The sequence below is a fragment of the Leptothoe sp. EHU-05/26/07-4 genome (assembly GCF_043421015.1).
Classification (GTDB): domain Bacteria; phylum Cyanobacteriota; class Cyanobacteriia; order Phormidesmidales; family Phormidesmidaceae; genus Leptothoe; species Leptothoe turfae.
The window spans coordinates 1,058,500-1,083,312 of record NZ_JAXSQV010000003.1 but is presented as its reverse complement, the minus strand read 5'-3'; the positions used below and the strand labels follow the sequence as shown (position 1 = coordinate 1,083,312).

Annotated in this window: 16 protein-coding genes; 2 read left to right on the top strand and 14 right to left on the bottom strand. The window is 48.2% G+C overall.

The genetic code is table 11. The annotated features are described in order from the left end of the window. Positions 1-26: 26 nt before the first annotated feature. From U2F10_RS12400 to ndhL, 13 genes are all read right to left on the bottom strand, one after another. Entirely contained in the window at positions 27-1,001 is a 975-nt protein-coding gene (locus tag U2F10_RS12400) for a glycosyltransferase family 2 protein (protein ID WP_163699481.1), read from the bottom strand. Between the two features lie 133 nt (positions 1,002-1,134). Continuing rightward, positions 1,135-2,364 carry a glycosyltransferase family 4 protein gene (locus tag U2F10_RS12395; protein WP_163699479.1) on the bottom strand — a complete coding sequence of 410 codons (1,230 nt, stop codon included), beginning with the start codon at positions 2,362-2,364 and terminating at the stop codon, positions 1,135-1,137. A 79-nt stretch (positions 2,365-2,443) separates the two neighbouring features. Further along, complete coding sequence (locus U2F10_RS12390; protein WP_163699478.1) at positions 2,444-3,211, bottom strand: hypothetical protein; 768 nt, start codon at positions 3,209-3,211, stop codon at positions 2,444-2,446. A gap of 284 nt (positions 3,212-3,495) precedes the next feature. Beyond that, positions 3,496-4,497, bottom strand: coding sequence for a sulfotransferase family protein (locus U2F10_RS12385; protein ID WP_499866775.1), 1,002 nt, complete (start codon positions 4,495-4,497; stop codon positions 3,496-3,498). A gap of 2 nt (positions 4,498-4,499) precedes the next feature. Then, on the bottom strand, positions 4,500-5,717 hold the full coding sequence (locus tag U2F10_RS12380; RefSeq protein WP_499872268.1) for a polysaccharide pyruvyl transferase family protein: 1,218 nt from the start codon (positions 5,715-5,717) through the stop codon (positions 4,500-4,502). Between the two features lie 18 nt (positions 5,718-5,735). Then, positions 5,736-6,596 carry an O-fucosyltransferase family protein gene (locus U2F10_RS12375; RefSeq protein WP_163664335.1) on the bottom strand — a complete coding sequence of 287 codons (861 nt, stop codon included), beginning with the start codon at positions 6,594-6,596 and terminating at the stop codon, positions 5,736-5,738. A 169-nt stretch (positions 6,597-6,765) separates the two neighbouring features. Further along, a complete protein-coding gene (locus U2F10_RS12370; RefSeq protein ID WP_499872266.1) occupies positions 6,766-10,389 on the bottom strand; it encodes a CLIPPER-2 domain-containing protein in 3,624 nt (1,207 codons plus the stop codon). Between the two features lie 57 nt (positions 10,390-10,446). Beyond that, positions 10,447-12,525, bottom strand: coding sequence for an OmpA family protein (locus U2F10_RS12365; RefSeq protein ID WP_499872265.1), 2,079 nt, complete (start codon positions 12,523-12,525; stop codon positions 10,447-10,449). Further along, positions 12,525-16,034 carry a TonB-dependent receptor gene (locus U2F10_RS12360; RefSeq protein WP_499872264.1) on the bottom strand — a complete coding sequence of 1,170 codons (3,510 nt, stop codon included), beginning with the start codon at positions 16,032-16,034 and terminating at the stop codon, positions 12,525-12,527. The genes U2F10_RS12365 and U2F10_RS12360 overlap by 1 nt, the downstream gene beginning before the upstream one ends. Next, complete coding sequence (locus U2F10_RS12355) at positions 16,034-17,008, bottom strand: DUF11 domain-containing protein (protein ID WP_163668795.1); 975 nt, start codon at positions 17,006-17,008, stop codon at positions 16,034-16,036. Before U2F10_RS12355 ends, U2F10_RS12360 begins: the two co-directional genes overlap by 1 nt. A gap of 704 nt (positions 17,009-17,712) precedes the next feature. Beyond that, complete coding sequence (gene trpA / locus U2F10_RS12350) at positions 17,713-18,510, bottom strand: tryptophan synthase subunit alpha (RefSeq protein ID WP_163668793.1); 798 nt, start codon at positions 18,508-18,510, stop codon at positions 17,713-17,715. Positions 18,511-18,565: 55 nt separating this feature from the next. Continuing rightward, entirely contained in the window at positions 18,566-18,883 is a 318-nt protein-coding gene (locus U2F10_RS12345) for a DUF3007 family protein (protein ID WP_499872262.1), read from the bottom strand. Between the two features lie 2 nt (positions 18,884-18,885). Then, positions 18,886-19,116, bottom strand: a complete 231-nt coding sequence (gene ndhL / locus U2F10_RS12340; protein ID WP_006514742.1) for an NAD(P)H-quinone oxidoreductase subunit L — start codon at positions 19,114-19,116, stop codon at positions 18,886-18,888. A gap of 859 nt (positions 19,117-19,975) precedes the next feature. Between ndhL and U2F10_RS12335 the strand changes: the two genes are divergently transcribed. After that, positions 19,976-21,325 (top strand): Sll1247 family protein, encoded by a 1,350-nt coding sequence (locus tag U2F10_RS12335; protein WP_163668789.1) that lies wholly within the window; start codon positions 19,976-19,978, stop codon positions 21,323-21,325. Between the two features lie 44 nt (positions 21,326-21,369). On the opposite strand, the gene larC is transcribed toward U2F10_RS12335, so the two are convergent. Beyond that, positions 21,370-22,746, bottom strand: coding sequence for a nickel pincer cofactor biosynthesis protein LarC (larC, locus tag U2F10_RS12330; RefSeq protein WP_499872260.1), 1,377 nt, complete (start codon positions 22,744-22,746; stop codon positions 21,370-21,372). 550 nt (positions 22,747-23,296) lie between these two features. On the opposite strand from larC, the gene U2F10_RS12325 reads away from it, so the two are divergent. After that, on the top strand, positions 23,297-24,619 hold the full coding sequence (locus U2F10_RS12325; RefSeq protein WP_163700677.1) for a HetZ-related protein: 1,323 nt from the start codon (positions 23,297-23,299) through the stop codon (positions 24,617-24,619). The last annotated feature ends 194 nt before the right edge of the window (positions 24,620-24,813 follow it).

Genomic DNA, 24,813 nt, shown 5'->3' with positions numbered 1-24,813 from the left:
ACCACTGGAGAATAGGTAATGCCCGTCTACGAGCCCCGCTTAAATCCTTTTAAAGTTCGCCGCAAATTGGGCACATTAGCAATCAGGTAGTCCACCCGTTTACGCCAATCTTGAAACATTTGCTTGCGGGCCTCGGGAAATGCGTCAAACAAACGATTGACTGTGGTCAAATCTTCAGCCGTCGTGGCACGATAAGCGGCAATGGCAGCATAGGTATTCAAAATACTTTCTAGTAGGGGACGGTAGCTTTCAGGACAGCTGCGACGCAGAGGTTCGGGCTCAAGTAACATGGGCCAGGGCGGTCGCACCTGATTCCAGACAGCCAGGTCAGAGGCTTCGGTGTGATACCACATAAGGGGCTGTAGATCCCGATAGATGGGATAGTTGAGAATCACCTGGAGCCACAGATAAATGTCTTCGCCATAGGTGCAATGATGCTTGTCATAAAACCCACCAAAACGATTGACGATGGTGCGATCGCACACAATAGCTCCTGAGTGGAGCACATCAATGTTGGGTTTAAATTGCTCTGGCGGTAACCCATGGGGAAGTTGCCATCGTCCCGATGTTAACCCCAGAGCAGATAGCGTCTTACACCAATCAGACCGATTTTTACCCCGATATTGACCCGTGACACAAAGGGCACAGTCGGGGTGCTGTCTCAAGTGATTAAGCGTTATTTCTAAGAAATTAGGTAGCCACTCATCATCAGCATCTAAAAAGGCCACATAGTTTGCGTTTGCTGCCAGCAATCCTCGATTACGCGCACTACCAGGACCTTGATTATCTTGGTAAATCAGCTGAATCCGCTCATCTTCCATCGCGTTTACCAAGTCTGGACCATCATCTGTTGAGCCATCATCTACAACAATGATTTCCTGGGAAGGATGAGTTTGCGCCAGAATTGAGTTTAGTGTTTGTTCAATATACGCGGCCTTATTATATAGAGGCACCACCACACTGACGGTAAGGGGTTCCTGGAGTACCTGAAGTTGAGGCATCTGTTTACATCAAAGCAAAAGCATAGATAATTGTTTGGCATTGCTGATCCTCGAGATGGCTTTAGTTGTGAGATACCTTCAAATAGCAAGGCCTCTAGACCAGTTCATCCCCTAAATTAGCAATCGCAATTTTTTATCTGGAAAGCTGTGTCAAAGAGTTCTGAATCTTTTGACCGACAGCAGTCCAAGTGTAACGTTTTAGAAAATAGCTATGGGCTGCTTCTGTCAATGCTTGAACCTTGCGAGGATCCTGCCATAGTCGCCGAACTGCTTCCACAATAGTAGCGGGGGACTCTCTTAAGAGTAAATGTTTCTCATCTTCTACCTCCAGGCCTTCAGCTCCCTTTGTTGTACTAATAACAGGGCATTTAGCAGCAAACGCCTCTAAAAGCTTGAGCCGGGTACCACTCCCTTTTTGTAAGGGAACGACCATAACCGCTGCTCTCGCTAAGTAGGGGCGAACATCATCCACTTGACCTGTGACAATAATATTTGCATCGGCTTGGGCCGCTTTCAGCATAGCTTCGGTCGGATCACATCCCACCAATAGAAGCTGACAATTGCCAACGGTTTTTTTCAGCAAGGGATAGATCTGGTTGAGCAAAATAGATGCGGCCTCAGCATTCGGTTGATACGAGAAACGCCCAAGATAGAGCAACGTTTTAGCCTTGTCGGACAATATAGTGTTTGACTGTACAGCTTTATAGTAGTCAGGATTAACACCATTAGGGATAACATAGGCCTTCTTCTCTTCCATCGGATATAGCTGATGTAAGTGACGTACATCCTCGTGACTACACATCCAAACTTGATCAACTGCTCGAATAAATCTTGCTTCGATGTGTTTTACTTGAGCCAATATCGTAGGAGTTATAGCGTCGCTCCCCTGGTAGCGGCGATCGTCACCCTCAACATTATGATTATCGAGAATTAAAGGACATCCAACTTGTTGCAAAATAGGCAGGTAGCGGTATAACCAAATCTCCTCAACGATAATGAGAGTTGGTTTAAAACTAGTAATTCTCTGACGCAGTTGATTAGCAGCATCCTGGGTGTATAACCAATCACTACGCCCATGACCGGTGGGTCGAAACCGCCAGAGGCGACGCTGCAACTTTTCCCAAATAGAACGTGATGGTGCCGATAGATCGTAATGCTGCCAAACAGCAGTCAATGGTAATGAGCCTGCATCAGCACTGCCCTTATAAAGGGAAAAAATAGCGATTGGCCCTCGTTGAGCTAAAAGGTTAATATTTTGCCAATTACGCAAAGAAACCCCACCACTTAACGGATAGGGTTTTACCTGTACAAGAAAGAGAGTGCGATGTTCCGTACCTACAGGCAAGGCGCTTGATTGGCGCATAGTGGTCATAAGCTCGAACGCCTCTGGTCAGCAATGGAATTACAACAGATGTAATTATGCTAGCGAATGAGCCCTGTCACTAAACGGTAGAAAGGACTGAACAAGGCTCAAGATAGTGATGGTAGGGAGTTGCTCTAAGATAGCTAATTAATTCATCATAGTTTTCTACAGATGCCTGTAGAGTCTGTGGCGACACCTTTTGATATTGACTCACCGCAGCTCTAGATTGAATCCCCAGATGCTGACAGATGGTATCAATGGTGAATTGATGCTGACTCTCATTAGCTAGATTTTTTTCGTAGGTCAATTCCAAATAAGGAATATCTCGCAATAAGGACAACTCGTACTGCCATAGCTGTTGACTTTTTTCTATCCAATCAACGACTGTCACTGGGTTGACGTGGATTTTATTTTTTTGGAAACCTTGAACTAACCGACTTTTATGAAAGCCAAAGTTCCGAGCGCGGATGTTAGAAATAGCATGGTCTAGCAAGTTTTCTCGTCTCAAGTAAAGAATATGAAATCCTGCTTGACTTAATTCATACAGAAAGTGTGATCCCTGTTGAATGCTATGTATATTTCGCAGTTGATAGCTTAGCACCTTACAACCGTAGACAGATGCCTGTGCACTTGCAGCTTTGGCTTTAAGGTATAGTTGGGGCCAAAGTACGGGTTGAGCTAAGATTTCACCGTCACAGCAAACATCAGGCAAACAATTGAGGAGGCTGACCAGGGCAGTGCTACCCGATCGACCTCTGCCAAAAATAATGAATTGTTTAGATGCCTGAGATGATGACGAACGAAGCAGATCAAGATAGATGCGTAACTGACTTTTAAGAGGGAACATTCGAGTTAAACCACGATTGCAGGGTGAAATCTGTGGTTTGGGGGTAAAATTACTGGTTCTAATAGTAGGACATTCAACAGTACAAGTCTAGAAAACTGGATACAGATAACGAATATGAACCTGATTTTTTTGTTAACTGAAGCAAAGCATAAAGAACTGACAAAATAAGTTGACTCTTAAGCTTTTAGCTTGTAGAAGAGCTTTAAGCCTGTATGAGTGCGATTATTGAAGCTAAGCTTTGCAAAACGCTGATATTTTGGTTGAACCGTAATTTTTGACAGAAATTATTCAGGGGCAGCACCGATATATTTCCCCGTCTGTATGGGCTGCTGCGCTACTTTTGTGCGCCAATACACCAGTTTTCGATCAAGTTTTACCCTCAGCTTTTCTAAAGTGAGAATAAAACGAGCATAGGCTTCGAATGTTGATGCACTGGCAAGGTAGCCATAATTGGCAGCATTAGGAAACGTTAATACGTCGATAATCTCAATTTGATGGTTAGCAAGCTCACGTTGCCATTTATGAATAGCGTTAGTAGATATGGGTTCTAGCACAGATTGTAAATGCTGAACAGCCCATCCCTGGCGATTGATCAGAGGATGATTGACTTCGGAACGGGCGGTTAACATCTCAAGTGCATATGTTTCACCTAGAAACTGACATAGCGTTGTGAGAGATTGTTCAGGCTGTTGTATAAGTTTTTCATATCGTAAGAGCATGACGCGGGAATCTCGTTGCCAATTCCGTTCAAAATTGCGCAGGCTCTCATGCCACTGCTCAGCATGAATGTGGATATAATTACTGGCCCAGGGCACCTTACTCAAAGAGGCTGCAACAGCTCTTGGATCTCTCAACATCCAAATAGCTTGAGCATTGGGGAACCAAGTGAACAGTTGATGTAGGTGTTGATAGTGCAGCGGAGTTTTTTCACCCCAACGAGGTTTGTTAATGGCGTTGGCATACTCCTCTAGCCAGCCTGCAAAAATATGCTGATGTGAAGGAGAACCTTTGGCTAAAATTCTCTCCCGTGTTTTGTTTGCATCAATCCCAAAATAGGAAAATCGCTGACTATGACTTAAGGTTTGCCAAAAAATGTCGAAATCTTGGTCAGAAGATAGCTTGAGGTTTTTATATTGCCGCATCCAGTAGCAAAGATAATGAGTTTCTGGGGCGATCGCAATCCTGGGATGGGTCGACAGCATACTAGTCAGGAGCGTTGTTCCAGAACGGGGCATGCCCACAATAAATATGGGCGATTCGCTGCTAGAAGAATGACTCATCACCATCGTCAGCTACCTAAAAGTTGGCATAACTTGTCTGCAACAGGTTCCATCGTTTGACGATAATCCTCAACTGCCTTGACGAGCTTAAGGCGATTTTCCGGTTGGTGAGTCAGCAGCTTTTCGAGACGGGGTTTGACCCTTTCCAGGGTAAACTGCTGCACGGCAATACTATTGAGCTGTTGGTCAATTTCTGTCATAAACCCAGAAACTTTTTTATCGTAAACGGCGGCCAATATGGGAATCCCCAAGCCTGCGGCTAATATAAGTGAATGAAGCCGAGTGCCAATGACTAAGTCAAATGACTGTAATGTATTGATCGCTTGTTCCACCGAATCAAACGCTTCGTAAACGTTAACCTGCTGTCGTTGTTGACATTGAGTTAATACGGTTGCGATCGCATCTTCATCATTATCTTGAGGACGACGCTGGGCTCTATCGCTGGGCGTATGGGTTTGAAAAGGTAGTAGCGAAACCGTTGCCCCTTGAGTGCCAATCAAATAATCGATGATCTTGGCCATTTCTCGATAAAAGCTTTGCTCAACATCAGCATCAAGCTCTGATGAGCGCCCCACCAAAGACCGAATGGAAATACCTATGTTGAGAGCTGAACCATTAGAAGCCGATTGAGATAATGCTGTTTGAGACCTAGACAGTGATTGTGTTGATGTTATCTGAAGGGCTAAATCACTGATCACATGAATAGGACGAATGACCCCCATCTGTTGCAGTTGCTTCTGAGACTGTTGATCGCGCACAGCAATCAGGGTCACCTGATTTAAGGTTTTCACAATGGCCTCTTGCGTCTGAGTTTTCCAAACCTCTCCTACACTAATACCCAGAACAATAGTTTGACAGCCCAAAGCCATCGCGCGTTGTAGCGGCCCTAACCAAACGGTAGCCACCTCCCGATCAGGGGAATCTCGCAATAAATCACCTCCCCCTAGTATGAAAAAATCATGTTGCCATAACGCCAGGGTGTGTTCAGCCCACTTGATCCACTGTTCACGACGACGACGGGAAAACTGATTCCGTAACGTAGCAACACCATGTTGTTTAGCAGTATCATCCGGATCATTAGAATAAACCGTGACCCGATGCAGATAGTCCGGCCCCAGACAACGTTTAAGTAAACACAACATGCCTACCAACATGGCCTCATCCCCTAAATTGTGATGACCATAAAAACCACAAATTAACAGGCGATGGCGTTTCCAGAAAACCATAAGGATTAAAACAATGGGTTAGGTGGTCAGGGCATTAAGAACAACCAGCTCTATATTCGAAATATTGGCAGCAACCCTTGAATAGGAACTCCAATAAGAACCATATATTTTTCGTGTTCGTGATAAGGCATATAAGTCGATGACAGCGTCTTGCATGCCTTGTTCGCTGTTGCGATCGGTGGGGGCTAATTGGGTGATAATGCGATCTCCGAACTGGTCTAAAAGTCTATGCTTTATCTGTAGTGAATCCGATGCCAGATAAAAGTTACTATCTGCATTTTTGTTGATTTCTTGAGTGATGGCATTTATAAACAGGTCCAGCGGACTATGTCGAATAGCCTTGTCATGATCGCCTCGACGGATATGCAATCCAACAGTGTGTCTCCCAAACGCAGCCATACGTCTTTGAATGGCACTTTCTAGGGTTGGAATTGGTTTAAACACATCGTAGGTATTTGCCGAATCAAAACTGCGATCAGTCATAATCATCAAACTTTGATAATTAGCCAACGTTGCCAGCTGATCAGTTTTAATCAGCTTAATAGCTTCATCGTTATCAATGATTTTTTGAAAGTTGACTGTTTGAAATACCTGGGCAGAGAAAGATAGGAGTGTTCTTTTTAACGGACTAGAGATTTGAATAGATTGAGGATTTATATAAATTGATGTCAGCTGTGGCGAGATGAGATGAAGCTGGGGAATCGGCTGAAATAGCTTATTAAAGGGACATCGTAACTGAGACGTATTCTCAAGCCAGATCACAGTCAGCTGCTTGTGCAGTCTGCGGCTCAACCTTAATGCAGAGTCAATGGCTCTCATCCGATTACACAAACCGCCATGGGGAACCAACGTCAATTTTGAGTCAAATCTAAAAGCCATTGGCGCAAAATTATGTCCCGTGATAAACAACGGTATCCCACAACTATGCAACTTTTACTACCATCTAACTTGAGATTCCTCCTGATAAATACTCAATATCAAAGAGCTCTAGTTAGGTTTTACCCACACTAGAGCTCTTATCAGATATACAGAAGCTAATCTCCCTATCCTAGGGAAGTTGAATTTCGAAACTGAAGGCTCCTACTTCACCCGTATCAACATTGAGACCAGAGTTAGGACCCCCAACAACTACGCCACCACCGGCACCGACACCGAGACCACCAGCGGGGACACCAGATGGAAAGGTTCCAGGTGCAGAGAGACAGGAAGGCTCTAGGGGAGATAGGGGAGCCCGTGCTGATAAGGGCCCAATATTAGAGAAGTTTAGGGTTGTTCCACCGATGGCAAGCGGTGTTGGCTGCGCCAGCCCCAAACTCGGTGGTTGCAGAACGCTCGGTGGTTGCAACTCATCACACAACTCTACATTTTCAGCGGTACCCAGTCCGGCATTGAAGAAGTAAACAGTGTACTCAACAACATCACCAGACTGTAACGATTGAGAGATATTCGCTAATCCCAAAGGTAAGCTGCTGCCCGATAATGCAGCCAGGGTGTTGTCATTAGAGTCACCAGCTTGATCATTGAATCCGCCAATACCAGGAATAGCCACTTCGTTACCATTGCGAGTAACGCGAGTGATGCGCTTCACAAGGCGTATATCAGGAGCAAACCGCACCCGTGTTGGGGTGTTTTCATTGCCATCATCGGCAGGATTATCTGGATCCGCTGGTGAACCATTATCTTCATTTGGTTCACCGTCACCATCCGGATCAACATCCGTACCACTGTCGGATAGATCGCTGGTTGTATTACCATTGGCGTCTGTTGCCGTAGCACTCACCTGATTATCATAGGGACCCGGCAAAGCAGGTGTAAGGTTTGGATTGCTAACATCCACATCCACCACTAGCTGGAAGGTACTAGTGGCACCAATTGCGAGGGTTCCAGTAGGCGTACCTGCAGCATCCGCTAGCAGAGTCGTGTTGCCGCCAGCGATGCCATCGAAATTAGGATCGGCAACCACCGTAGTCGCTCCGTTGACAAAGGTTACACTGACTACCTGGAACGTACCAGCACCGTAAACAGGGTTGAAGTCCTCATCTAATTGAACCTGCTCAAGGGGAACAGTACCGATATTGGCAACCACAATGTTGTAGGTTACCCGGGCTGTATTAGTGCCAAATGTACCTGATGGTTCAGGAACGGTCGATACGACCTGTTTGGCCACACCAATAACGGGTCTAGGTGGCAAGACGACGGGGGTGGGGTCATTTTCATTCGGGCCTCCACCTGGGTTCCCATCATTTGGATTAGCATCAGTATCAACGCCATCATCCGATACATCATTAACATTAGTCCCGTTGGGGGATGTACCCACCGCCTCGATTTGATTGACAAAGGTATCTGGCGTGGTGATCAGGTCACTTTCCACTTCCACGGTGAATTGAAAGGTGGAGTTTTCACCGACCTGAAGTGTTTGAGCCGCTGCCAGAATGCTGGTATCCCCAGGGGTGCCATTGGGTTCATCGGCATCAAAGTTAGCATTGGGCGTCAGTTGCACCTCATTGGCCAAGCCCCGGGCTGTAAATACGGGTGCACCGATAATGGAGAAAGCGCCTTCTCCGTAGGTGTCATCCAGGTCTTCAGTGAGCTGAACATTGTTCAATGTGACGTTACCCAGGTTCTCCACCGTGGTTTCGTACACCACTTCAAAGTCACCATCGGCCTGGGTGATAGCAGATACCACTCGCTTGGATACACCAATGGCCGGGGTCTCTGGCGGTGGTAACTGTACCGGGGTTGGATCGTTTTCACCCGGTTCATTCCCGTTACCGTCTCCGTCTGCATCGGTTTCCAGCCCGTCGTCCGAATCGTCGTCCACATTAGTCCCGTTGGGGGATGTGCCGATTGCCTCAATTTGGTTAGTAAACGTTCCTGGTGTGTTGACCAGGTCACTTTCCACTTCCACGGTGAATCGGAAGGTGGAGTTTTCACCGACCTGAAGCGTTTGAGCCGCTGCCAGAATGCTGGTATCCCCAGGGGTGCCATTGGGTTCATCGGCATCAAAGTTAGCATTGGGCGTCAGTTGCACCTCATTGGCTAAGCCCCGGGCTGTAAATACGGGTGCACCAATAATGGAGAAAGCGCCTTCTCCGTAGGTGTCATCCAGGTCTTCAGTGAGCTGAACATTGTTCAATGTGACATTACCCAGGTTCTCCACCGTGGTTTCGTACACCACTTCAAAGTCACCATCGGCCTGGGTGATAGCAGATACCACTCGCTTGGATACACCAATGGCCGGGGTCTCTGGCGGTGGTAACTGCACCGGGGTTGGATCGTTTTCACCCGGCTCATTCCCGTTACCGTCTCCGTCTGCATCGGTTTCCAATCCGTCATCCGACGCATCATCAACATTAGTCCCGTTGGGAGATGTACCGATTGCCTCAATTTGGTTAGTAAATGTTCCTGGTGTGTTGACCAGGTCACTTTCCACTTCCACGGTGAATCGGAAGGTGGAGTTTTCACCGACCTGAAGCGTTTGGGCTGCTGCCAGGATGCTGGTATCCCCAGGGATGCCGTTGGGTTCATCGGCATCAAAGTTAGCATTGGGCGTCAGTTGCACCTCATTGGCTAAGCCCCGGGCTGTAAATACGGGTGCACCGATAATGGAGAAAGCGCCTTCTCCGTAGGTGTCATCCAGGTCTTCGGTGAGCTGAACATTGTTCAATGTGACGTTACCCAGGTTCTCCACCGTGGTTTCGTACACCACTTCAAAGTCACCATCGGCCTGAGTTGTTGTTGAAACCACTCGTTTCGATACACCAATGGCAGGTTGTTCTGCAACAAGAGGAGGAGCCGTAAAGGCAATGTCACCGATGGCGATCGCATGGGGAGCAAGGTCATTACTCCCCGGGCCATTGCGGAATACCAGTGAAATGGTGTCAGCAGCAGCAGGAACATTTACTGTAGCAGTACCATTTGAAAAATTATTTGAGGTTTGAGGATTAACAGCAGCGGGGGTTCTCGGCGAATTGGCGTTCTGGGTAGGATTATTAGGATCATCACCCGGTGCAACCCCCGTAATAATGACTGAATTACCTGCAACTACCTCCTGATTAAATATTCCTACGGGGTCAGTCTCACCACCCGCCGTAATACCAGCTACAGGCACCCCTCCTGAGGAAGCAGAGACAACAACTTCATCCTGCCAAGATACCGTACCGTTGTTGATAAGAATATCTAGATCATAAATGGGAAAAGAAGCCAGAGTAACATCAACAGGGGTGGTGGTGCCGGTTAAAAAGAATTCAACGGTGATGGTGGCTTCATCACCAGCATCGCCTAAAAGGTTAACGAGGAGGGCCTCGTCGGGGGGGGCAGGGCTAACAAATGCGGAGTCGGTAAGGTTGAGATTAGCATTGCCATTGTTGCCAACATCGCCGCCAACCGTGACGCGCACATCTACACCACTTCCTCCAACATCTGTATAGGTGTTTTGATTGCTACCCACGGGAAAGTCAACAGCTTCCCCTGCAGCGCCAGTACCCCAATCTAGGGCAGTAGCTACCTGTGCTTGTGCCGTAGGCGCAATAGATAAAAGGCAAACTAGGGGTAAGCTCCAGGCGAGAGCACGATCAATACCCCTATTCCAGGCTGTCCCAAGATGCCGGATACCAGCTTGAGAAAGACCTTGACAGCACTTTTTCTTTGAGTTGTTATGACAAAATTTCACGGTTAGATTCTCTACTAATACTGACGATACTGAAAAGTTGACAAGTCAAAGAAGGCCTTATTCAAACTGCAAATCTGTTTCCAAATTTTCGTAGATAATGTCGAGACCACGAGTATCTGTAAAGATAAACTCGGTGCGGCGATCGCGGGCATAGTCAATGCGTCCGCTGCCACTCGATACCCGTTGTGTTTCTCCAAAGGAGCGAATGCGCATCCGTTCAGCGGCAATGCCTCGCTGTAGCAGATAATTTCTGGCGGCCAAAGCTCGGCGTTCACCCAAGGCCTGGTTATAAGCGTTGCTGGCTCGTGGATCGGTATGCCCCTGCAGTTCAACGGTAATGAATGGATACTCTTCTAAAACAGCAATAATCTCATCCATAATGACCGCAGATGCCGGGGAGATATCTGATTTATCAAGAGCAAAGTGAATATTGCGGGGAATGCGCAAGACCAAGGGTTCCGGAGGAAGCTCTGGTTCTGGCTCTGGCGGATCTTGAGCAATTTCACAGCTGGGCATGGCCGGTGTTGTGGGGCCATCCTCCAATGTGCCAACGGCCGTAATGGCTGAGGGCTCAGATGTACCGTACACATCATCCGTGGCAATGGCACTCAACAACGTTCCCTCAGGGGCATTGACATCAACGCTGAAACTGCCGGTTTCATCTGCAGACACGGTGGTAACGTATTCGTTTAACGCTCCATAGTATCCTTGACGGTCGACAACCTTATAAATGTCAATGGCAGTGCCTGGATCGGCCACACCGCTAAGGGTTGCCGATCCACCGCTGCTCGGAAAGACATAATCGTCAAACTCAGGGGCATTGATGGCGGCATTGGCGGTATCCCGACGGCGCATTGACGAATTACGCGGTGGGTTGGGGCCGTCTTTACGCTGAAAATCTTGGATGCCGCTGTTGTCGTTATGGCCCAGGTCTACACTGAGGCCATCTAAAGCCGCGAATGTGTTGTTCCGAATAATGTTGCCTTCACTGCGGGGGTAAGATGCGATCGCAACGCCCGGTCCCGGCTGATGCTGAATCACATTTTCAGTCACCTCATGGCCGTTACCCATCAAATAAATGGCCGCCCGCCTAAAGCGCCGACCATTAAACCGAATATCGTTGCCATAGATCCGTGCGGAGCCCTCTGGCTTGAACATAAATACACCGCTACCATCGGTGCCGCAGATGAGATTACCGTGGATCTGGGCCCCATCAATATTGCCATCAAGACGAATACCATCGGGAATCCCTGCAACACCATTGGTCCGCATGGTATTTTCGGTCACATCCATGCCCATGGCCTGGGCAGCCGTGAGAATGCCGCTACCTTCATGGAATTCAATCCGGTTACGCTGAATGACCGTATCAAGACCATTAAAAACAACTACACCGAGGGCCGACATCTGCTCCACAGGGGGCATTTCACCAGACGGCGACATCCCTAACCAGTTGTCTTCAATCACCACACCAACGGGGGCATCTGAATCTTCATTGGGCAGCAAAGTCCGCCAACCAGGGGGATCAGGCAGCCCAGCATCCACAGGGGGAACCAAGTGGGTGATTAAGATATCTGCCGGTGGTGTTGTCTGCGTAGACCGATGTTTAGAAGAAAATCCATAGAGACTTAAGCCTCTCACGGTCACCGCATCAGCCGTAATCGTCAACCCTCGCAACACTTCGGCCCCCGCCGCTGGGGTTAAAGCGACCACTGGTGTAGGCACCGGGGTAACCATTGTATCGGTGGTAGACAGAGGCCCGTAACCTGGCTGGCTAGCACCATCGACCAATGTGCCAGCAGCCATAATTGGAGGCAGGGGCTCCACCAGCTCGATAGTTGGATCATCCGCCAAACTAAAGTTGATGGATGGGCTGGCAGCAGGGGTCACTCGAGCACGCTCAGCAGCACTCAGCGCATCAACCGGCAGAGTTCCATTCACCACAGAAATGGCTTCTCGCAATGTCAGCGCGTCATCAGGACGAATGTCACCGTCACCAGACGAGTTCACAATCACAGAGTAAGGCGTAATCTCTTGGGCACTGACCGTTTGGATAGCCACTGCCTGAGCCACTAATGGCACCGTGGCTGCCAGTGCAGCTGTCCCAACTAGCTTAGATAGATACATGGTTAATTTCATTACTCCTCACCCCCAGCAGTTGTCTGTGTACCCTCAGCCGCATTGGCTGCATCAACATTATTAACGTCGTTATCGTCAGCGGCGGTGGCTGAAGCCGGAACAACACTCACCGGTTCTGCTGTGGGTGAACCGTCTGCCTCCATTAGCGACTCTTCCTGTTGTTGGGGCGCTACCTGCTGGAGACCAAACTGATCCCACAGTTCATTGACCTTGAAGGTGACGCCAAGGTAGGGGCCATCATCGGAGCGGAAACCACTGCCTCCCAAGGAGCGATCATTGACGCTACCAAAGCTATACCCCACTCCCAAACGCAGCTCTGGGGTCAGGTAATAGCCCGCTTCAATTGCCATACCGACTTCGTCATAGTTGGTCTCGGGCTGAGTGATGTAACGAACTTCACCGGTAATATCCCAACGGTAGGCAAACCGGTGGGTGGCTCTCAATTGACCCAGATGAATCGCATTAGACGACGTCACGCCTAAGGAGTCTAAGTCGGCATTGGTGGCTCGTAGGGCATATTTACCGTAGAACTCCCAACGCCAGCTCGGAGCATAAATGCCTTCCATGGCCAAGGTATGCTCCTGAATAGAGTCTGAACCTGCACCCACTAAAAGAGAGTTGGGAGTACTGGATGGGTTAATGGCATATTCATAACTCAACAACGCGTTGAATTTATCGCTTTGAGGATTACGATACGCCAGACCTAATCGAGCACTGGTGGAACTATTCAGACGATCGGTAATGGTCTGGTTAGCAAAGTTAGCATGCTCAATGCGGGCCAGGGTGGTCAAAGCGTCTGAGAGTTTACCCGCAGCTGAGGCGGTGATGACAGTGTTATCACCATCATCCGAATCACGATGCTCAAACCGAGCGCTAGCCTGGAAGTCAGAACTATCCGTATATTCCAGCCCTAGCGTATAGGTTGTGCCGCTAACCAGACCCAGGGAAGCCGCTGATTGACCCACGGCATAGGGCTGTAGCACCCGGTTACCGCCAGTAATGGACGAAAGACTATCACCAAAGATCCGCTGGAAGCCCAAGTCTACATGTAAACCAGGGCTGAGATTAATTCTATGGTTCAGACCGAGAGCTCCCTGGCCGCTCATGCCATTATTGGCACCCAAAATGGAGTAACGACCAGTCAGAAGCGTGTTGTCCGTTAGATCGTAGTTAACAAGAGCATCAACAGTAGTCAGGGCATCGGGCGTGACATCATCATCGTGGAAGAACCGTTGGGCAAATCTTAGGGTCACCTCTGGCAGTACATCCCAATCCAGGCCGACCACCGTCTGGCCTGGATAGGCATCATCTTCATCACTTAAAGCGATGTCTGTCTGGGCCCGGAAGGATAATTTCTCAGCCAGGGGCCAGGTCAACCCGGCAGAAATTTGGTTTGACTCGATATCATCGCCGGTGATCCGATCGTTGCGATCTCGATAAACCCAATCCAAATTCCCCGTTATCGACCCAAACTGTTGTTGGACACCTGCCCGCACTGTGGTGATGGAATTGTTCACCGTTGCTCCATCAGTCCGCACTAAGCCCGGATTGATCAGCTGGTCCAGAGTAGTGGGAATCAGATCTTCGTTACCCCGGTTGCGCTCACGATCAAACTGTAATTGCAGCTGAGTGTTACGACTAACGTTATAGCCCAGCTGACCGCCCCAGCGGGTTTGACCAGCCCTAAAACTCGTGGTTGCCGTATTCCGAAAGCCACTGTCAGCATCCCTAAAGTAGGCGGTACCCGCCAAATCAGGCGTAATCCGTCCCGTGGCCTCTACCCGAATCGCTGTTCCATCTTCATCAACCGTTGGATTATCCAATGAAGAGTGGGCAAGCTCAGCCACCAACTGGCCAGCATCACCCAGCTGTAGCAACGCATCTACACCGATTAAACTAAAGTCTTGAGCACCCTGGTCCTCAAAGATGGCCGACGCACCAACCCAGCTAGGAGACTCGAGACTGGTGTCAAAGTTATACTGCAGCCGCCCACCAAACAAATCGCCATCATCATCGTCACCGTCTATCTGATATGTGGCCACAATGCGACGCACTAGAGCCGGGCCAAACGGGTTAGCGTCAACGGCAGACACAGGGCTGTTAAACAGAATTGCCCCTCGGTCATAGTCAATGGTGTAATCGACACCGCGCGCTAGTCGCACTCGTTCAATCACTGTTCCTGGACGGTTGAGTTCCTCTATCTCAAAAAAGAGATCCTCACTACCGGCCAACACCAAACGACGAGACAAGAAATAGTAACCACTGGTGCCGTCAGGCACAATCGTGTCACGCTGTAGCGCTCGTAAATTGTTGGCATACAGTGCAGTGAGCTGCAAACCATTGTTAAAGGTGTAGTTCCCCTTAAAACCATGGAGTTGACGATTTAACGCCGAGAATTCTTGAGAGAAACGAGAGAATTCTGCCGTATCGTAATCCCCCCACATAAGGAAGTCAGGCTCATAGCCGACGATCTGAGAATCTCGTTCAAACCGAACATAGAAACTATCAATGGATGGTGTTAAAAAGTCGGTGGTTGAACTATCTCCATAAGTGGGGTAAGTTTGTTCACAATTTTGCACGTCCCGGTAAAGACGATTGTCGTTACAACGCTCGTTTAAGGCTCGCTCACTATTAAACGCTGCTGTCAACAACCAGCTACCAATGGTGCCTGTGGCAAAAATACCCGCATCAAGGTCAGCGTCATAATCTCCGATATCACCCGGATCGAGGAAGTCGGCATAGCGACCCCAGAAATCAGTCGCTCCAGGGCCAAATCGAAAGTCGACAACACCAGCCACCAAGGATGGGCGATAGGGTGTTGTGAAATTGACCTGGGTATAACCATCAACGTCAGCGGCGGGTTGTTGCGCGGTTGCATCATCACCCATCAGACCCAGAGCTTCACGAGCTTGTACACTGGCCCGAATGGTTACAGGCTGGGCATCAAGGGCTGAACGGAGTTCAACCTCAAATTCTCCCTGGCGAGCCAGTACTTGAAAACCACTGCGATCAATATCGTAGTCAGCCCCAATAAATGTACCTGCTGAAGATGTCAGCGTGACTACCACATCTTCACGCACAGGTCGCCCAGACTCATCCAAAATATTTCCCTGCAACCCCATGGTTGAGCGACCATCAGCAGGGATAAACGCATCACCCGTTGGAAAAATCTCCAGGGTCAACTCATCACCCAGTTCATCCTGAATCAGCGGTGGCAACCCACTGGGCACCTGACGAATAATCGTGCCATCGATAAATCCTTCAGCTTCACCAGGATCTTCTTCCACGGGTAGCGTATTCGAGTCCAGCAAATCGCTAGGCAAATCATCGCTCGCCTGGGTCAATAGCTCAGGCACATTAACAGGTGCCACGAGAATATCTGACTCAACAATTGACGCAGAATTTGTTGTTTCTTGAGCCGCTTGAGCTGGTTGCAGTAGAGCCACCACACCCGTCAGGGTAGTGAGCAGTCCTAGACAAATTGAGTTGGATAACAAACGCATCATCATTAGTTCTGGCCCTCCCCGAAGGTCGGTGTTACTGCAAAGTTCATACGTGCCAGACCACCTGGCTCTAAGCGAACCAGTCTAGACTGACTGTTATTTTCTAGGCGGTAGAGGTTGGGGGCCAAGGTGTAGCCTGGCAAACTGCTGAGGTCAAGCACACCTACACGATTACCAGAAACCACATTGGCCATGGAGAAGAGACCATCTGGGTCAGCAATGATGCGGTTACCATCATCAAGGTAGATGACCGCATTGGGTACACCCGCCTCGCCTGACTGTTGTTCACCATCAAAGTTCTTATCTACAAAGACCCGACCAATAATGGTGCCGCAGTCAGACAAGATACCGGGGCGAATGGTTAAGCTAAACTCAGCCTGAGCCGTGGGGAAACCAGGCGCTGAAGCAGTGGCTACGTTGACACCAGAACCACGTACAGAATCAGGCGTCAAGGTGACAGCATACAGAATCTCAAGCAAGGAGTTGGCAGGCAAAGAGTCAAACTGAAAGTTGAGCTGCCTACCTGCGACTTCAAAATTTGTCAAATTAGGTGGTATTGGGGCGCTGTTAACAGAGTCGTCGATGTACTCTAGGCCTCGCGGCAGATTATCCATGACAGTTAATGGAGTCGCTGCTACCGCACTTATGTTCTCCACCAAAAGCCGATAAATGACAATGTCACCAGGTTCAGCCGCTGACTTATCAGCTGTTTTTGTTATTCTCAGCAGTTGATTTTCAACTGGGGGAGTACCAATTGTTGTTGGGTTACTTGGTGCTCTCACCCTAGGTCGATTAGGGTTTGTCGGATCGTCGAAAGCACCAGACGCAGTGTTGGTAACTTGAACCTGCGCACCTACGGGCATCACAGGGGTATGTAAATAAACCAGCAAAGTGCTCAGCAGAACACCCACTAAAAAAAAACTTACAGCTTTAAACAGGTGTCGAATGACACCTTTAGGACGGCTTTTCAAAACTCTCATGACCCCTCACAGGCACCAACAACAAGGCAAACGGCTAAACATTGCTTTTGATCTACAATCAACTCGAAGCAATGATTCGCAATTGCTTATGACCAAACTTGCGTATCGTCACAAACACAACGTGACCGAATCAAAATTTATCAGTAAAAACTCTAACCAGAAGATGGTTAAAGAGCTAGGAAAAACCACTTACTGCAACACCTAAACAATTTACAAATCAAAGAAGTTTGCCGTATTTATACGGTTATTCCTCTCTTTGGTCAAGGATTATGACACTCTGGTTTGGCTGAGTGCAATACCTCACAGCGACAGACAAAATTTAGGAGCTTATACTGAGGATTACCAAATCAGGAAATTTTGATAACGACACTAAGAAAATATCTAAGTTTTAGCGACTTTACCTAGCAAATTCATGGGGATCGCCGCTCCCATGTCCTGATTTAAGAGAAGTGTGACCCTTCATTGAAGATCAGTTGAACTAACATGAAGAATTATTGAAGGTTACATTGCTCAACATTTGTCAGCAAACGTTAACGATAGCCTGTTGCTGTTTGCATAATTCCCTAAGTTAGATCAAAAAAAATTGAAGTGTCCAACATTGTTCAACAATGTTGGACACTTCAATTGCTACGTCTATTCTTTTTTACAGATAGTTCAACAATTTAGTATCTGAACGGCTTGGGTTGTGATTGTTAACGAAGTCCTTATTTCAAAGCCGTCCTTAGTTGTTGACAGAAGCTCTCAACTTCTGAAACACCATCACCTGAGCCATTGGCAGCTAATCTCTTGACAAAAGCACTGCCAACAATTACGCCATCTGCACCCCATGTTTTGAGTTGGGCTGCCTGCTCGGGGGACGAAACGCCAAACCCAACCCCTACAGGCTTATCAGTAACCGTTCGGAGCTCTTGCAATAAATTATGAACGCGGTTACCAATTTGTTGACGCATGCCGGTTACACCGGTAACGCTAACTAGATAAATAAAGCCTTGACACTGTTGTGCGATCGCAACAATTCTTTCTTTAGGCGTCGTCGGTGCCACTAGCAACGTAACTTCAATGCCAATTTCCTTAGCGGGTTTCAGCAGGACGTCCATTTCTTCAAGGGGTAAATCAGGCACCACAAGACCGCGGGCACCAGCCTGATAAATATCCTGCAAAAATTGTTCAATGCCTCGGTTGAGAATAGGATTGTAATAGGTGAACAGTACAATTGGCGCTGATAAGTCCGGTGATACCTCGGCAACTAAGCTTAAAACCGCATCTAAAGTGACGCCCCGCTCCAACGCGCGAGTAGCTGCCGCCTGGATCACCGGACCATCAGCCAACGGATCGGAATAGGGAACACCCAGTTCAATTAAGTCTGCACCCGCTCGATCCAATGCCCGGAGAGCTTCTGCAGTGGTAGCTAAATCGGGGTCGCCAGCCGTAATAAATGGAATAAGCGCGCAGTCTTTGTGGTCACGCAATGTCTGAAATTGAGCTGAAACCGATTTACCCATCATTTATCTATCTGAACCTGTGTTATTTGCGGTGATCAATGTGGTAAGTAAAAATTTAGGAGGATGACTGGGATTTTTTCTCGGCGTCCAGTTCTGCCTGCAGCTGAGCTAGCTCCTCTTCAGACATCTCGTCCAGGCGTTTTTGCAAAACAGCATCTTCATAATCTTTGAGCTGCTGATTGTAAGTCATCTTTTTAGAAAACACCCGTGTCAGGTAAGTAAATACCCAGCCTAAAAGCCCGCCAGTGAAAATAACCTGACTCCATATGCCTGCCGAAAGCCCATCTAGGCCAGTCATTGAAAGGGCCAAGTATAGACCGCCACCAGCGACAAAAATTCCCAGCCCGACGCCAATTACATCAATACGGCGCATAGCTAAATCTCACGACGTTGGGGTCTAAAGTTGAGAAAGGGCGATAGCAACAACATGCCTGGAAAAAATACAAACACCAGTGAATAAATCAGCAAGCGCTCAATGGATGACGCCACATTCCAACGCTGCTTTAGATAAAAAAGCAGAATGCCAGGAACCACTAGCAAATAAAGACCTGCCAAACCAGCATATACAGCCAACGTAATCAAAAGTGAAATATCGAGGTTATCCATAGCCCTTAAGGTTTTTGCCCACGTCGTTAGTCATCATAGCGTTCAGGGGGTTGCACAGAGTACCACTTGGTGTTGGAATTAAACAGGAGTTTTGGTTAACCGGTTAGCGAAGGGTCGCTCCCCAACCTGCCGTTAGCAATAACTCAACTAAGGGGGCGTGGCGGAATGGTAGACGCTGCGGACTTAGAAAACTGAGCCTTAGTGGAGAAATCTGCTAAGTGGAAGCTCTCAAACTCAGGGAAACCTAAGTCAGCCTCAATCAGATACCCCAGGGTTATGGTTGAGGAGATATGGCAATCCTGAGCCAAGCCGTTTGATAGCAATGGCTATTGCCGTTCTTCAAGCGGAAGGTGCAGAGGCCCGACGGGAGCTACCCTAACGTCAAGTCGAGGGTAAAGGGAGGGTCCAATCCTCAAAGCCCGCTGAGCGTGGCAGCAGCGAAAGCTGTGGGAGGGTGAAAATCCGCTGACCTTAAACGGTCGTGAGGGTTCAAGTCCCTCCGCCCCCATTTTAAAAGTCTTTCTTAAGTCTTTTTTAAGTAACGCCAAATTGCTGCTGACCTATAATGCGTCTGTAAGTTTGTACGGAATGCAGCATAGATTGTGCCTAGATCCTGGCATGATAGTATCTAGACATCGATAAGCCGCTTATGCAGAGAGTTTCATTCTCTAGATTGAGTGTTAGATATTCATGAGTCAGTGGTGTTACGGAGGAAAATTCGGCGCAACTATACTTCCCAGTTTGGGTAATTTCTTGTTAAAAATTGAATATTCGAATACATCTTTTTGCTTCTTACACTATCTATCTAGTTAGCCGTGAATGCTAATGGCATGAGTTGCCCTGTATACCAGTAACTTACATGGTTGTTGATAGAGTTTCTGATTCGTTTAATCCAAGACGTCGAAATCAAGACGTTCAGCAGGCCCAGCAGACAATTTATGACTTCCTGCTAGAAATTGTTAAAGATTGGCCTTCAACTGATGTGCTCGAAGAATTTAGGGGCCTATTTCTGCAACATCAGGAAACGGTAAGTACAAATACTGCTCCTGCGTTGTATTCCATTCTATTTTCGAATAATAAGCAGGAATTCCACAACACGCTTAAGCGTTCCTGCTACATCTTAATTAATAATTGGGAAGTAGCCCGCGAGTATGGGGCTATTCGAAGCCTTATTCAACTGTTTACTGACCCGACAATTCGTAAGGTATCCCTTTCACCCACCATCAAGCGGTTGCGGCATTGGTTACAGTCCTTCGTTGATAGTGAAGACTTTAAAGACCTTAAGCTTTTTGTTCAAAACCGGTTTAGTAATGAGGCTCCCCATTGGTCGAGGCGTTATACGGCCTATTTACTGGCCCCCCAGTATATAGACACCAGTAACCCATTAGAACAGCGGGAAGCGGCCAGAGCTTTATCTCAGCGACTGAGGGACAAGTTCAAGTTTGATTTGGCCATGTATACAGCACATTTTCCAAAAGCCACTGCTCAACGAGAGCGTCGAGTTAATCCGACTATGCTGGGAGACAGTGCTTTACGGGTGATTAGAGCCCTTGTTGCCAAGCGTGGCATGTTTAGCCACCGCAACTTGGCTCGAATTTTCCAGCAGCAAACCCAAGGGCTAACCTACGGCAGCTACAAAAATAGTCTGGTTGAATACCTGCTCTTTTCTGCCATTAAAACTGACTTTGTAGTGACCCTTGAAACCCGTTTGCAAAAAAAGCTAAATGGCTTGTACGTCAAGTTTAATCACCAGCCGTTGGATGCTTCCCTGGCCTTGCTGACAAGCAATCGAGTGATTGACTACCTGATGACGGAGGACGAAGAAACTCCGTCATCTCTTTTTAGTTTGTTATTAACGAATGGTCGCCCCCTGACGTTGGCAATCGTGCTGCTGAAGCTGCTGTTGATTTCTCCCAGTTCCCATCCATATTTGGATGCTCGAATTGCTGATCTAATTCGTTATTACGAGCAATTTCCTCGGGAAGAGTGTCAGTGGATCATTAACTTTTTGGAGATATACGGGGTCACCTTAGCTATCTGCGGCAGCGACGTGCAGTACAACTTGGTGCAAGTTCAGCAGGATGGTGCCCAGGCCAGTAATCCAGAAACAGCCTCATTGGAGGAATATCGCATCTTTTCTCAAATGATGCGAGAGTTGCATTGGGCACCTGTCCATCGTGCATCAGAGGATGTTAATGGCATCAGCTAGGTACCCAGACTACTTATGACATTCCTTTTATGATATTCCTTGGTTTATCGGGTGAGGTGAGTGGGTGTGTGGTCCCATTCCGCAGCCCTATATTCATCCTGATATATTGATTGGGCAGCGGCAATGGCAGCCCACTGAACTTGCTTCCAACCTATGGAATGTTGGCGAGCAAGCTGAGCACAGGTTTCATACTCAGGCTGTAGATTCACAACTGGGCCATTGGGTGTGGCGAGTCCCGCTTTAACCTGCACCGGACCGTAGTCAGTTGTAATGGATTGCCAGGACCGATAGAGCGTCTGACGTTGCTGCCCATGGCTGCGAATGCCCAACGTCGTCGTTTCTGAAAACAGCAAGGACTGACAGGCTGCAGCATCGGCTTCGGCACAAATAACCGTCAATAAAATGCCCGGACGATTTTTTTTCATGCCAATGGCTTGGGTAAATACATCCAGGGCACCAGCCTTAAACAAACCGTCATATAGATAACCGATAGCCTGGGGGGTTAAGTCATCCAGCTGGGTTTGTAGCTCCACAATGGCTTCACAATAGCCAGGAATAGTTTGCTGATGACCATGCTCAGGGGCCGACTGCTGGTGCTCTGCATGGGGATGGTCTGTGGGCTGAGGGTCTGTGGACTGGTCATGGCTATGGGCTGACTTGTGGGCTCCATGGTCGGTTGTCCGTGGCTGCGCTCCGGTCCCAATCCATAACCGCAAAATATTGGGAATGGGTAAGTCATGACTGCCTGCCCCTAAGCCCACCCGGTTTAAGGTCATGGCAGGGGGAGGACCAAAGGCATCACTGAGGGTGGTTGCGATCGCAGCTCCAGTCGGTGTAACCAATTCTTTGTCAATACCATTGCTATAAATAGGCGCTTGAGCACGGCGGAGCAGTTCCAAAACAGCGGGGGCAGGTACCGGTAATCGACCATGGGCTGCCCTGACAGTGCCGCCACCTATCGGTAAAGGCGAACAGACCACCCGGTCCACACCCAGCCACTCCAGGCCTAAACAGGTCCCTACCACATCGATCAGGGCATCCGTAGCACCCACCTCATGGAAATGCACCTGCTCTGCAGGAATGCCATGGACGGCAGCTTCAGCAGCGGCCAATTCTCGAAAAATAGCCAGGCTCCAGTCCACTACCCGAGTGGGCAAGTGGGCCTGACGGATCAAGTTCTCTATCTCAGGTAAATGGCGATGACCACGGACAGCGTCACTGTTCAAACTGATCGTAACTGCGGTCGCTGCTTGTTCCTGACGCCTTACCTGAGTCACTGTAAATTCATACTCATCCTCTAAACCCAGGCGTTTGAGCTGATCCAACAAATTGTCTAAAGGCATCCCTGCCGCCAAAATTGCACCGAGGCACATATTGCCAGCAATGCCCGTTGGGCAATCGAAATAAGCGATCTTTTCCATAGCTTTACGGAATCTCCCCTGAGCGCCAAATTTCCCTACATACACTTCATCCAGGCCTCCTGTAAAAACACCGGACAGGCTCAGACATTAACGTAGCTATTAAATAGTGCAATACGTCAGGGAACTATTAGAATATTCGGCGGTTCATCAATTGTTATTGATGTATTGAGATTAATGGATAGAAACCCATAAATTTCATGTCAATCCCATGCAACTGTCACAAGGTTAAAAATGGACTTACGGGATAGACTATCTACTCAACTGTCACAGTCAAGGACATTGCCTTCACGCGTGTGTCATCTCGTTCGAGCTATCTACCAAATGATTACACAGTAAGTATTTTAGAGTTATTGATGCCCCATTCTTTCGAGCAGCATTCAGTCTTTCAGCAGACTTTTTGGCGATTTGGTTTGGATAGTGACACACTGGTATTCAGGTTCCAGATTGAGTCCCTTTACAGTGAAACTGTCCACTAGCGGACAGGCCTACAGCTCCAACTGCCAATTGAACAGCTCCTCGAATTGTAGGGGCGTGCATCACTAAGGGAATTATGAAAGCTCAATCTACCGCTACAAACGTATTAAACCTAACTAAGCCATCTAATAACGTCGTTCTTCATCCCACGGCTGGCTCTATCCGGTCAACTAAGGACGACACTGTGAATGCAAACCATGAAAATGAACTGTGTCCTGTTGATCAGGCCCTGGTCAGTTTTTTGGTTCAACTAATTCAAGAGCAGGTTAAAGGCAGTACTCGTACTGTCAATGCTGTGGCCAACCGTTTGGCTATCGAAGTGGCTCGTATTTGCCGCAAAAGCGACCGAATTCAAGCCTCTGGCGAAGTTAATGCTTGGCAACACTCCCTAGCGGAGAACCGGATTCAGAAGTATTTGGAGTACTACCGTTTAGGCTCTCGCCAGGGTCGGGTGGAACTGCAAAGTCGACTGAGTGCGATCGCATATCGCTACATCGCTCCGGCTAAGACTCAGCTAGGTTTCCAGGGACGTTGCAATCTACTAGAGGATTTCCTCCAAGGCTTCTACATCGAAGTACTTAAGGCATTTCGTCGGGAAAATCACCTCGAAGCTGACTACACGCCTAGAACTCGCCTGGAGTTGGCTGAATATATGGCCTTCACTGAGCAGTACGCGAAGCGTCGAATTTCTCTACCGGGTTGTTACAACCAGCAGCTCTTGGTTCTACGGGCCCAAAGCTTTGCCAAACGTCTACCCGCTGAGACCTGTGTTGATATTGAAATGGCCGTTGATTCACCGAAGAGTGATGATGCCGATTCCCGTTCTTCAGCACTACAGCAAATTCGCGAGCAAATGGTGGCCGATGTCACTGACCCTGCTGAGGCGGTGCTACGCGATCGCATCATCCGCGAACTAGTGGAGTATCTCGAAGACCAGGATCAGTCCGCCTGCATCGATTATTTAGCACTACGTCTACAAGACATGGCTGCTTCTGAAATTGATGAAGTGCTCGGTCTGACACCACGGCAGCGTGATTATCTACAACAGCGCTTTAAGTACCATGTGGAAAAATTTGCCCAGTCTCACAACTGGGAATTGGTTCACCAGTGGTTAGGAGCTGATCTAGATAAAAACCTCGGGTTGTCCCCCAAAGAGTGGACCGCATTTACCGCTGAGCTAACCGCTGACCAACAGCATCTGCTAGCACTCAAGCAGCAACAAATGCAAGATCCCCAGCGGTCTACTCCTTCAGATGCTGATATTGCTCAGCAGCTGGGGTGGACTCCAAAACGAGTACAGCGCCGTTGGAGTCAAATTGTATCGAGTGCCTGGAAACTTCGTAACACTAGCCGCTCCGCCAAGACTACAGCTAAACCTGTAGCGAAGGTAGAGCAGTAGGCGGCTCCTAAAACATTTCCTTGAGTGCACGTCCATGGCCTTCGCTTTGCGGAGGCTTTTTTTGGGAATGGGGAACTAGGCAGTGGAGAATGGGGAGTTCGCTACCCTAGGGCAGGGTGTAGGTGATTGTAGAGACCCATATAAATAGAAGATATAGAAAGAAAATATAGAAATGTATATGAATAAATGACGGC